General features: G+C 42.2%; 8 protein-coding genes. 2 read left to right on the plus strand and 6 right to left on the minus strand.

The window, feature by feature from the left end; all coding sequences use genetic code 11:
* Window positions 1–8 precede the first annotated feature (8 nt).
* The 5 genes from F936_RS16680 to abaR all read right to left on the minus strand — a co-directional run bounded on the left by F936_RS16680 (window position 9) and on the right by abaR (window position 9,497).
* Window positions 9–3,968 carry a non-ribosomal peptide synthetase gene (locus F936_RS16680; RefSeq protein WP_005049089.1) on the minus strand — a complete coding sequence of 1,320 codons (3,960 nt, stop codon included), beginning with the start codon at window positions 3,966–3,968 and terminating at the stop codon, window positions 9–11.
* Window positions 3,965–4,225, minus strand: coding sequence for an acyl carrier protein (locus F936_RS16685; protein WP_003655615.1), 261 nt, complete (start codon window positions 4,223–4,225; stop codon window positions 3,965–3,967). The genes F936_RS16680 and F936_RS16685 overlap by 4 nt, the downstream gene beginning before the upstream one ends.
* Window positions 4,222–5,997, minus strand: a complete 1,776-nt coding sequence (locus F936_RS16690; RefSeq protein WP_080595499.1) for an acyl-CoA dehydrogenase family protein — start codon at window positions 5,995–5,997, stop codon at window positions 4,222–4,224. Before F936_RS16690 ends, F936_RS16685 begins: the two co-directional genes overlap by 4 nt.
* Window positions 5,998–6,048: 51 nt before the next feature.
* Entirely contained in the window at window positions 6,049–7,938 is a 1,890-nt protein-coding gene (locus tag F936_RS16695; RefSeq protein WP_005049093.1) for a fatty acyl-AMP ligase, read from the minus strand.
* A gap of 842 nt (window positions 7,939–8,780) precedes the next feature.
* Window positions 8,781–9,497: a LuxR family transcriptional regulator AbaR gene (gene abaR / locus F936_RS16700; RefSeq protein WP_005049095.1), complete on the minus strand. Its 717-nt coding sequence runs from the start codon at window positions 9,495–9,497 to the stop codon at window positions 8,781–8,783.
* Window positions 9,498–10,132: 635 nt separating this feature from the next.
* On the opposite strand from abaR, the gene F936_RS16705 reads away from it, so the two are divergent.
* Window positions 10,133–10,549: a DUF4902 domain-containing protein gene (locus tag F936_RS16705; protein WP_005049098.1), complete on the plus strand. Its 417-nt coding sequence runs from the start codon at window positions 10,133–10,135 to the stop codon at window positions 10,547–10,549.
* A 63-nt stretch (window positions 10,550–10,612) separates the two neighbouring features.
* Entirely contained in the window at window positions 10,613–11,179 is a 567-nt protein-coding gene (gene abaI, locus F936_RS16710) for an acyl-homoserine-lactone synthase AbaI (RefSeq protein WP_003655624.1), read from the plus strand.
* Window positions 11,180–11,319: 140 nt separating this feature from the next.
* Here abaI and F936_RS16715 read toward each other — a convergent pair whose 3' ends face one another.
* Window positions 11,320–12,681, minus strand: coding sequence for an MFS transporter (locus tag F936_RS16715; RefSeq protein ID WP_005049103.1), 1,362 nt, complete (start codon window positions 12,679–12,681; stop codon window positions 11,320–11,322).
* Window positions 12,682–12,720: the final 39 nt, after the last annotated feature.

Below are 12,720 nucleotides of genomic sequence, written 5' to 3' on the forward strand. Positions count from 1 at the left end.
TGTATTTCTTATGCGGGAATTGGATACATCTGATCAATTGTCTGGGCAACAGCCACGACATTCTCAGCGTACATAATCGATGAATGATCACCAGGCAAATCAACCTGTGTAAACGTGTCTTTGACCAGTTGGTCCCAGCCTAGACTTTCGCCAAAATCTTCCAGCTCATCTTTGGCCTTAACCAAGAGGATCGGAAAATCTTCAGGCTCTGGGAAATAGGTCTGGAGTGCGATGCCATTCGCCAAATAGGTATCAAAGTAAAGTCGGAAATCTGATGGGTCTGCATCTAGAGGTAGAACATTGATGGCCTTGGCTTCTTTAAGCACATGATCAAACATGTGATCTGGACTCAATTCACGCAAGTATTGCGCTGGTATCGTCAACTTCTTGCCATAAGGCGCAGCCAGATCACGGGCAAACCAAGACAAAAGCATTGCATCGTCGGCATCTTCAGGCACATTCTCTGTAATTGGAGCTCGGGTATCGATCATGACAATCCCTGTGACCTGCTGCCCCATTTGACGCAACTGATGACTGATCTCGTATGCAATCGCACCGCCAAAGCACCAGCCACCGAGGAAATAAGGTCCCTCAGGCTGCGTCTTTTGCATTTCAGCAATATAGAGCGTCGCCATATCTTCGATTGCTACTTCTGCTGCATCTGCTTCAATTAGTCCAGGAGACTGAATAGCGCGCAAGGTACGATTCGGATTGAGATGACGCGAAAGTTCCATATAACAGAAGGTACTGCCACCAATTGGATGGAACAGCCACAGCGGTTGCTCGTAAGTTCCACGGCGCAGTTCAATTACGATGGAAGGCTTAATTTCTTTATTTTCACGAATGATCTCGCCCAGACTCGCCACAGTGGAATATTGCGCCAGCAAAGCAACTGATAGTTCGGTACCAAATGCTTTTTTGAGGTGATTAACAAGCTTCACAGCCAGTAACGAATGTCCACCCAAGTCAAAGAAGTCATCATGTATACCAACCCGTTTAACCGACAAAATCTGCTCAAAGGTAGTACAGAGTTCAATTTCAATCGGATCACGTGGCGCAACATAATCGTTACTTTGCTCAAACACAGGCTCAGGAAACGCTTTACGATCTAGCTTATTGTTAGCCGTCATTGGAAACTGGTCCAATGTAATAAACGTATTTGGCACCATGTAAGCTGGAAGATGGATTTGCATCGTCTTTTTCAGACTAGCAATGTCAATCTCATGTCCAGTCACATACGCCACCAGTTTCTGGTCGTTGTCAGCTGTGGTCTTAACCAGCACTACTGCATCTGTGATACCGTCGATCTGTTTGAGAACATTCTCGATTTCACCTAGTTCGATACGGAATCCACGGATCTTGACTTGAAAGTCTAGACGTCCATGATGAGTCAAGCGTCCATCTGTACGCAGACAGACTTTATCCCCTGTTCGGTAGAGTCGACCGGCATTTGGTAGAGATGACAAAGTTCTAAATTGCGCATCTGTCAGTTCAGGTCGATGCCAGTAATCGACTGCCAGACCATCACCTCCAATCCAAAGCTCTCCCATAACGCCTGGCGGGACTAAACGCTGCTGTTCATCAAGGACATAAAGCTGGGTGTTCGCCAGTGGTTCGCCTAAATCAATAAATTTTGCATCAGTGATACGAGCCGCACTTGACCATACCGTAGTTTCGGTCGGGCCATAAACATTCCAGAGACAGCCAACTTTACCCAGCAGTTTTTCTGCCAGAATAGTATCTAGCGCTTCGCCTCCACAAAGTGCAGTCAACCCCGCATTGCCAATCCACTCACTATCTAAAAGCATCTTCCAAGAAGCCGGCGTTGCCTGCAAGATATTGATAGACTTAGCATTTAGATAATCTACCAATTGATTGCCATCTTGTGATACCTCTCGTGGGCAAACATGCACCACACCGCCGTACATCAGCGGAATGAGTAACTCAAGAATTGAAATATCAAACGCATAAGTGGTGATTGCTAACAACTGAGTCTCAGTCGTTACTTGCAATCTATCATTCATGGATAGCAAGAAATTGATTATTGAAGGATGCCCAATACGCACGCCTTTAGGCTTCCCTGTCGAGCCTGAGGTGTACATCACATAAGCGGTCTCACCAAAAGCAAGCGTCTCGCGTACTTGCTCAAGGGGTACAACACCAGCTTGATTGATATCCAAACGCGGTACAGAAACTGTGAGTGCATCCATCAACTCGGTTTGAGTCAAGATGACTTTAGGTTCAGCATCTTCGATGATGTTATGTAGACGTTCACTTGGGAAATTAGGATCTAGTGGTACATAGGCTGCCCCTGCCGCCCAGATCCCGAGGATTGCTGCTGGTAATAATGCCGTGCGGTCTAGCATCAGACCTACACGATCGCCACGAGTAACGCCATGTACACGCAAATATTCAGCAATACCAGCGATATGTTGACCTAACTCACGATAGCTAACCGCATGATCCTTCGAGGTCAGAGCATGATGATCACCACGCTCATCGATCTGCTTTAGAATCATTCCCAATAGATCATGTTGAGGATAATCAGTAGCCTGTCCACGTAGGGCATCGAACTGGATACCATCCTTATAATCAGGTGCGATATCTAACTCAACGATCTTACGCTCAGGATGAGCCACCATTTCTGATAGTACAGCTTGCAGCAGTTGCACCATATTATCGGCAGATTGTGCAGAAAATAGCTCGGAGTTGTATTTCAATACGCCAACGAGTTCGCCTTGATATTCACCGCCCATTTCCAGCGTAAGATCCAATTGACCTTCTTGCTGGCGAACCGGAAAACTTCCTAACGTCAGGTCTTGACCAACCAAAGTCGCTGGGGTCTGGATTGGCAAGAGTAGTTCTTTAAACTCATCCATGCCGCCTAGACGTTCCCAGAACATTCCCACCTGCGCCAATGGATTAATACTGCCATCACGCTTTGGTGAAACAGCCTCAACCACTCTGGAAAAGGCAACTTTTTGATGCTTGAGACTTTGTCTTAATTGTTCCTGCACTTGCTGTGTAAACTGACGTAAAGGCTGATCAGCATCAATGTCCATGTGAATAGCAATCGTATTGACAAACTGTCCCAGTGCATTGCGCAGAGAACGTTCAAGTCGACCAGCTACTGGTGTGGCAATAACGAGATCATTTTCATTCGATAGTTTATGTAGCAGGATATAAAAGCCAGATAGTACGAGTCCAAACAGCGTGATCTCATAATCTTTCGCCAAGTTCACAAGACCAGACGACACTGACTCAGGCACACGGAAAACCAGTGAGCTGCCTTTATGTTGCTGCACAGCTGGACGTGGATAATCAAGCGGAATGCTATGCACGTGTGGTGCATGTTGCAACGCATTTTTCCAGAAGAGTAGACTCTCATCAGCATCATCGGTCACAGTACTCTGCTGCTTATCTGCATACTGTGCAAACTCGATTCCGTTCACTGTATCCGACTCTGTAACTAGTCCAAAACGTTTGCAAACATCACGCAACAAGAGACCAATCGACCAGAAATCCATTAAGGCATGATGAATCACAACCGCAATCACATAGTGATTTTGACCGCGCTCATAGCAATGAATACGCCACAGCGGTGGCTGGGTCAGATCAAAGGGCTGCTTCGTATCCTGCTCGACTAATTGCGTCAAATCAGATGCATCGACATGGCGGGCATCCGACACGATAATATTAGGATAGATACGATCCCAGATAAGTTGCTCAATACCCTGATCATTGGCAGGCATGCTTACACGCAGCAGCGGATAATCATGCATTACCGCCTCTAGAATCTCCATCGGCTTGTTGCCTAATGGTTGGTTAACCTTCACATCAAAGGCCACCACCATATTGTAGGCACTGCAAGTCGACTCAAGCCGCTGGATATACCAGATGCCGAGCTGTTCTGCAGAAATCGCATGGCGCGATAGAATTGCAGGTTCCAGTCGTACAAGGTTGTTCACGAAGCAACTCCCTGCTCCAACTGAGAAACGATATATTCAGCCAACGCATTAATTGTTGGGTAATCCCATAGTAGTGTCGGCTCAAGTTCCAGTTGTGTCAGATCCTCTAGATCCCCAGACACCGACAAAGCGACGATCGAATCAAGACCGTAACTGGTAAATTTTTTCTGTGGATCAAGAGTCTGGGGCTCTACGCGCATTTCTTTGGCTACTAGCGTGCGAATGATTTCGCTCCAGTAAGCTTTATCTTTATTCATGGGGTAATATCCTCTTTAACCGGTTTGGCATCACGCGGTGCCAGTGCAAAATCGATGACAGATAACATATGGTTGTTTGAAATTCGGTCTAGCAGATCTGCCAATGTGCTTTCACGCAGTGATGTCATTGGAGGGGACGTCTGCCCTTCAGCAGCATTTAGGAAAATGATCAGCCATGCACCATCCTGCAAAGCAGGTCTTAGGCCACGACGGTTAAAGACCCAGAAACCCAGCACAGCAATGCGAGCAAACAGCTCGGCATAGTCGCGGGCTAAGCTGAAACGTAATGTTTCGAACTCTTTAGCCGCTTCTGAACTTGAGAAATAATCTTGAATTTTTTGATCTAGCGTGCGCTGCTCGATAAGAAGCTGATCAGCACGCTCACGTAGCGTGGACAGGGTCTCAGCAGCCAGCCCCACTGTAACGTCAGCATCGTTGAGCATCTCGATGATCGTTCCCAGTGACTCCATCACCAAGTCACCATCTCGGTTGAAAATCTCAAGCTCGCGGAAATCAATAGCGTCGTTTTCCACCTGCAAGTCATACAACTGGCGATAACGTGCTTTAGCTTCGGCTTGGTCGAGATGGTCGGCTTTTTTGCTACGTCCTTTATTGGCAGATTTGAGCTGAAAACTCAGGCTGTCTAGACAGACGGTGCTACTGCCGTCAAATACACTAACGATCAGATGATCTCTGAAAGCTTTCTGGTACATTCCATCAGCATATGCATTTCTTAAGAAAAAACGCGACCCAAGCACTGAGGAAGTAATTTTGGCCAGTGACTCTACATACTCAGGTACCAGTACCTTAATGATCGGTGACCATGTGCTGAACTGATTGATACAGACGTGTAGCCCACGCGCGCCAACGAGTGATAACACCTCAGCTGCTAACAGATAGGCATAGGCTGTAGCAAGTTGCTCACGTACTAGCGGAATGCTTATTACTTTTTTGTTATACAACTCGCGTTCGATAGCAAACTCGGTCGCGATGCGCAGCATCGTATCGCCCGCACCCAGAGAGAAGCTGCTGCAATATGCACGCGTCACCTGTAGCGTCTTGAGTCCAAGTTCCAATCCCTGACCTTCTTCACCGATCAGGGTATCTTTGTGAATTTCAGCATTGTTAAAGCCAATACCGCTAATATCTAGCCCACGCATACCCACCGTCGGCAAGCGGTTCAAGCTATAGGTTCCTTTAGAAGCCATGTGACGCTTATCAAGCCAGAATGCACTCAGGCTACGGGGTCCACGATCATCTGATGTTTTAGCAATCAGACTTAAAGAGTCACCTAGAGTCGCACGATTGATCGACCACTTTTCGCCATTTAAGACATACTTGCTCTCGGAAGCTTGTGCAGTTACTTCACTGGATAACAGATCGGCTCCATGCGCTTTCTCGCTATAAGCAAGCGCTGGTGCAGCACCACTCAAAATCCGACTAGCGATGTTTTCGCATTGATTAGGATTACCGCCGATCCATACGATCACAGACCAAGCATTAGTGCTATAGGTCGAATTGATTGTTAGATCACGTCGTGCAAGTACGCGATGCAGATATAGCAACTCTTCACCAATTTCCATGCGACCTCCAAGCTCTGAAGGTACATAAAAACGGTTCATGCCCACAGCATTCAGAAAGTCAACAGCACGCTGAGGGTACTGCTCCTTCTCATCACGCTCGATGGCCGCGGACCAAGAAAAATCATTATTAGTATCATGTACGGAGCCTAAAATTTGCTCCAGACGAGCAGCAGATTGAAACTGCCGCAAATTGGACGTAAGTGACATGAGTTTTTTGCTCAAATGATTAAAGGGTAAGGATTAAAACAAAGCACTTTTGAGTCGATTAAAAATGAGCGCGCGCACTTCTCGTTCTTTGATCATTGAGTTAAGTAGATTGGAGCTATAACGAATCATCTGCCCCCGCTGCTCACGATCACGGATGACTTCTAAGCCGTTCTTGACATAGTTTCGAGCAATCACTGTTCTACGGTTTGGATGGGTTAAACAGATCAGTTGACCGCGCTCGATTTGCTCTTTAATTTTTCTTCTTCTGATTTTGCCGCTAGTCGTCTTGTTTATCCGACCTTGATGCAGCAAATAAACACCTTCTACAGGCAAGCCGATATCAGCCGCCACTTGCTCTTTAACCTGAGTTCTGATGGTTTCAAAATTAAGTGCCTTGTCTATCGACTTCTTCTTGATCTCAAGCACAACCGTAACACCGTCAGAATTACCGAAATTCACTGCTGCGACACAGCCTTTACGGACAGCAGGATGCGCCACTTCGACGGAGCACTCGATATCTTGCGGGTAATAGTTTTTGCCACGGATGATGATCACATCCTTAAGGCGACCAGTCACATATAGGTCGCCGTTTTTGATAAAGCCCATATCACCAGTTCTTAAGTAATGCACTTGACTAGGCTTACCTGCTTTATCGAGGATGGTTGCAGCAAAGGTTTCCTGATTGACCTCCGGCTTCTGCCAGTAACCCGCAGTGACACTCTCACCTGCTAACCAGATTTCACCGACTTCATCAGCCCCCACCTCTTTGCGGGTATGCGGATTGACAATACGGCAATCAATGTGTGCTGAGATCTTGCCACAGCTCACCACTTGCACAGCTGTCTGATCTTGGCTGATCTGCACCAAATTGGCATTCAACTTTTCACGATCGATTGAAATAGCATTGAGAGGACCAGTCACACCACTGACTAAGAGCGTAACTTCTGCCAAGCCATAGCATGGCAAGAAAGTATCTAGTCTCAATTGCGACTGAGTATTGAACTTCTCCATGAAACGCTGCATGACGTTGGCCTTGATCGGCTCGGCACCGTTAAACAGCACACGCACACGGCTCAGATCAAGCGATGCAGCCTCTTCGTCCGAGATGCGGTGTAAGCACAATTCATAGGCAAAGTTTGGCCCACCACTAATCGTGACCCCTTTTTCGCTGATGAATTGCAGCCATTTAAGAGGTTTACGGATAAAATCCAGCGGTGACATCACATAGCAAGTCAGACCTACATACACGGTCTGTAAAACCGAGCCGATCAATCCCATATCGTGATAGACAGGTAACCATGTAAGACCGATATCATCGGCTTGTGTACCAAAAGCTTCAGCAATCATGACTTCATTTGCCATGATGTTTTTATGGGTGACGATTACCCCTTTAGGCCAACCAGTTGACCCTGAAGTGTATTGAAGGAAGCAGATATCATCTTCAGCAATATGTGGAAAATCCTTTTCCACCAAGTCACGTTGCAATTGGGCGTCAACGGCATGCAATATTAAATTTTCATTTTGAGCTTTTAATGTGATCAGACCTGATAGCTCAAGAATCTTCTGAGTTGTGAGTACGATCTTTGGCTCACAGTCATTCATAATATTCAAAATATTAGAAAAACCGTTGCGATTAAAAGGCAAGCTGACAGGTACTGCGATAATTTTAGCTTTCAGACAAGCAAAGAACGATACGATAAAGTCCAGTCCAGGCTCGAACAGCAATACAGCACGATCACCACTGTCTACAAGGTTCAATAATATTTGAGCTTGATATTGAACCCGCTCGTTCAGATCTGCATACGTCAGAGATTGAATACCACCAGATTGTCGTCCCAAATATTCAAAAGCAATCTTGCCTCCATTTAAATTTGCGTGGGATTCCAAAGTTGCAATGATATTATCCGTACCCATTACAGCCATAACTTAACTCCAATTATTTATAATTCACCCTTAAAACTCGCTAATTCAGAAATTACATGTCTAGCTGGGGCTTTTAATAAAAAATGAATATACTTTTTTTGTTTAAAATATAAATTCACATTATATTTTATGTGCGAGTGTTTTTTATTACACCTGTAAGGGTTTACAGGTTGGCCTATATTTATTGAAAATTAAGACACTAGATCTCTTTCATAAATTATTTTTATTCAGTCAATTTTGTGAAATCTGGAAATTAAATTAAAACTCAAATTCAATCTTTCATATCTATTTCAATAATATTTAACAAGGTTTCTAGCCTGCCAAGTTACAACCAGTCCATATTCTTATTTTATTGTTCTCTTGATTGTAGATCTTGTATTTAAGATCTAATTTACTGTGTGCTTTCTCTTTTAAAGGGCAATAAAAGATTCAGGCAAAATCCCCTAAGAGCCTTTATCTACAAGGATAAATCTGCCTTAAATTGCATTTGAATAGCTTAAAATTATGTACAGTATTGTGACCAATATATAAACCTATAAATCAATACGTTTCATCTACCAATGACGCATAAAACATGAACACTCAATTTTATAGCAAGAACATTAATCAAAAAAATTATTTACTATTAATGTTAGAACAATAAAAGCATCCCATTAATTCAAATTTAAAATATAAATTCCAAAGTAAATAGTTCTTCTCCACAAAAAATCCATTTTAATTAAAATTCTATTAAATTAAAAAATACTTTTTAAATAATTTATTTTATTTTAAATATACATCTAATAATAATTTATTTTATTAAAATCCAATATTAAATTTCTCTATTTTATATATATCTACCTCTATAAAATCCCCAACATCACAGCCCGAATAGCTGCTGAAATTTTATTATTCACATTTAGCTTCTGCATTGAATTTCCAAGATGAAAATTTATGGTTCTTTCAGCCACCCCGAGAATCTGAGCAATCTCTGCTGACGTTTTACCTTCCGCAGTCCAACGTAGAACCTCTTTTTCCCGGTTCGTTAAATAAAGATTAAACTGAGCAAATTCTGCATCATTCACAATTTTAGCAATGCTGGAATGCACTGTCTGAGACAACCAAAACATATTGGTATATTGAGCTTTCTGTTCTTTTTCTGATAATTGGTCAGTGGATCTTGCTAGTGTTAACATTCCCCTTGTACCAATAAAGTCACGGCTTGATTGTGCCCAACCGACATTTAAACCATAAGAACGCGCCTCCTCCCAAAAATCTTTTTGAGATTGTGTGTTCGCAGATTGGCTCGACCAGACAAGAGGTTGAAGTGACAGCATACAATGCTGTACGGTTGGATCTACCACCACATATTGCTGTTTAACATAACGCTTCTGCCATGCTTCGGGATAATTATTCAACATAATTGTTTTTGGTTCAGCAATAGATAAGGGTGCCTGCATTCCATAAGCACAATAATCAAATCCGAGCTTTAAAGCTGTAGATTTGACGACCTCAAATAGCTGATATTCATTTTTTACCATCAGAGATGCTGATAGTAAATCCTCTTGCCAATTTTCCATTTACTCTCATTAGACCTTATTCATAAATCATTTTTTTAGTTGCATATAGTGAATTCACAATCCAATTAACAACATTTTTGAGCCTGAGAGGGTGGTAAATTCTTCGGATAAACTAGTTTCAGAAAGCTTTTTAAGGTTGTTATATTGCATCTGTGAATTATGCTTGAAAGTCTCAAATATAAAGAACGCATTTTATTCCAAAAATGAGTATTTTTTACTTTCAAAAGAAGTCTATTATTTATCCTTATTTGTATGTTTCTATTAATTTAACTAAATAATAACTTCTACTAACAATACACTCCGTATAAGTTTTCTATTTATTATCTGGCGATAGCGTAGAATAATTATAATGATCTCGAAAATATTATTTTAATAATAGGATAGATATTATCTACAATACATATAAAAAACTCAAACTATTGATAATCTTGCAACAAGCAACTCTCATATCGAAGCTATAGATAGCTCAATTTCTGCATAAGTAAAACTCGCTGCCCGAAGTACTTTCTAAAGAACAACTTAACGTTGTATACCACCAGATTACGGCTAACCTGTAAAAACTAACAGTATTTTGTTGGCAATAATTTATGTTATTTATCTATAGAACTGTAATTCAAGTCACTTGAACAGGTAGCATGGTCACAATCCCCCCTGATTTCTCAATCTCAACAGATGGTTTTATTCGGATGAATGAAAACCAGCTTATGAATTATCCCCTCCAGCACCTCCTATCTATTGTTGAAACTACACAAATTGAAGATTCTCAAATTCTATATTATGGGTTTACTGAATGGGCAACATCACGGAGCCCAGCTTTAAGTACCGGATGGGACTGGGAATTTATTGAGAACAATGGAATTGCTAGCTTAAAGCGAATTGGACTACCTCGAAGCAATATCATGATTGTTGATGTATCTGGTACAGATATTGGATGTGATGTTACTGAAACATTAATCGAAAAAAAAATAGATACTTTGTTTTGGGAACAGTTCATTTATGCTCAAATTAATACAACGCAAACAAAGACTAAATTAAGTCCAAATTTCTCTTAGAAACCTGTTAATTCTTACAGTTACCACCTTTCCAGCTGTCAAGTAAAGTCGCCTGAAAAATAAGTGGAAGCACTTGTAATGAATGTTATTGTTGGATTCCAAAACAATTTTTCAGAAGGCCTATATACCAAATTTAAAAGTTACCGCTACAGGGTATTTGTTGAACATTTGGGTTGGGAATTAAACTGTCCAAATAATGAAGAACTAGACCAATTTGATAAGGTCGATACAGCTTATGTCGTTGCTCAAGATAGAGAATCTAATATTATTGGCTGTGCCAGACTTCTTCCCACCACTCAACCCTATTTACTCGGTGAAGTATTTCCTCAATTAATGAATGGAATGCCTATTCCTTGCTCGCCAGAAATTTGGGAGTTATCAAGATTTTCAGCGGTAGATTTCTCGAATCCACCTTCCTCTGCTAGTCAAGCAGTGTCATCTCCTGTCTCTATTGCAATTCTGCAAGAAGCGATTAAATTTGCAAGAGAACAAGGCGCAAAACAACTCATTACGACCTCACCTCTTGGTGTAGAGCGATTATTACGTGCTGCGGGTTTTCGTGCTCATCGTGCAGGTCCGCCAATGGTTATCGACGGATATGCTATGTTTGCGTGCTTAATTGAAGTGTAGTTGGTTAAATCAAAGTCTAAAAAATTGGTGACATTGCAAAGATTAAGGTCTTAAGCCGGAATCTCGTTTCACTCATTAAATTTCAAAAGCCCTAGTCAAAAGATTAGGGCTTTTCTTTATTTGAAGATTCAAACTTAATATTAAGACTGCTCAGTAATTTTGGTTTTCAAATTTAATTCTGATTTCTTATGATAAGCCTCATCAGTTTTAGTCTGCCAATCACGTGGCATAAATGAAGTCGATATAATCGCAACCACTGCCATAGAACCAATATAAATCATAATTAAGTAAGGGTTACCCTGCCCGATACTTAAAAGTTTCGTCGCAATTAGCGGTGCTAAACCACCACCAAGCACTCCAGCTAGCTGTACCGAAATTGAGATTCCGCTATAACGAATTTCTGCCGGAAATTGACGTGCAAAAAGCTGAGCTTGTGGTGCATACATAATCGGGAAAACCACACCAATCGCTAAAACAATTGCCGTCCAGACCAATACAGGATCTTTTGTGTTGAGCATGGTAAAGAATGGATAGCAATAAAGTGCCAATACGCATAACCCAAACATAAACATATTGCGTTGACCTACTTTATCTGACAAATGTCCACATAACGGCGTCATAAATAGAATGACCACAGCACCGCAAATGGTGGCAAATAAAATGTCCTGACGTGGAATCCCAAGTTGAGCAGTGGTGTAAGCCAACGTAAAGGTTGAAGCAATATAGAACCATGCATTCTCGGCAGCACGCGCCAAAATAATCGTGATGAGCTGCTTCGGATGATTTTTAAAAACTTGTAAGGCAGGGACTTTAACTTCTTCGGACTGCTGTTTTACTTTTTCAAAATCTGGTGACTCTGGTACTTTCACTCGAATGTACCAGCCTACTGCCAGTAAAATAATGCTGGCAAGAAATGGTAAACGCCAACCCCAACTAAACAATGCTTCTTCAGGTAATAACGACACCAGTCCTAGAGCAATTGAGGCTAACATTAAGCCACCGCCCGTACTGGCTTGAGGCAAACTTCCCCAAAAACCCTTACCGCCTTCGGGTGCATGTTCAACGGCCATGAGCACAGCACCACCCCATTCACCGCCCATTGCCATACCTTGAATAAATCTCAAGATGACCAAACCGATTGCAGCCCAGTAACCAATTGACTCGTAAGTCGGTAATAAGCCAATGAGAACCGTCGGAATCCCCATTAACATTAGCGTTAGTAACAACATTGACTTACGACCAATTTTGTCACCAAAATGACCAAAGACTAAACCACCTAGTGGTCGCCCAATAAACCCAACGGCATAAGTTGCAAATGCAGCAAGTACACCTGTAAGTGCATCCAGATTTGGGAAAAATAATTTATTAAAGATGAGAGCTGCTGCTGCGCCATAAATAAAGAAGTCATACCACTCAATGGTAGTACCGACCATGCTAGAGATACCTGCTAATCGATGTGACGACTTTTTAGAATGTGAACCGTTTCCTTGTATTGTTTGCATCGCAATTTCCTTTCTTGGATTTTCTTGTTTTGTCTTTTT

Origin of the sequence: Acinetobacter calcoaceticus DSM 30006 = CIP 81.8, assembly GCF_000368965.1 — a bacterium.
In the GTDB taxonomy this organism is placed as follows: Bacteria; Pseudomonadota; Gammaproteobacteria; order Pseudomonadales; family Moraxellaceae; genus Acinetobacter; species Acinetobacter calcoaceticus.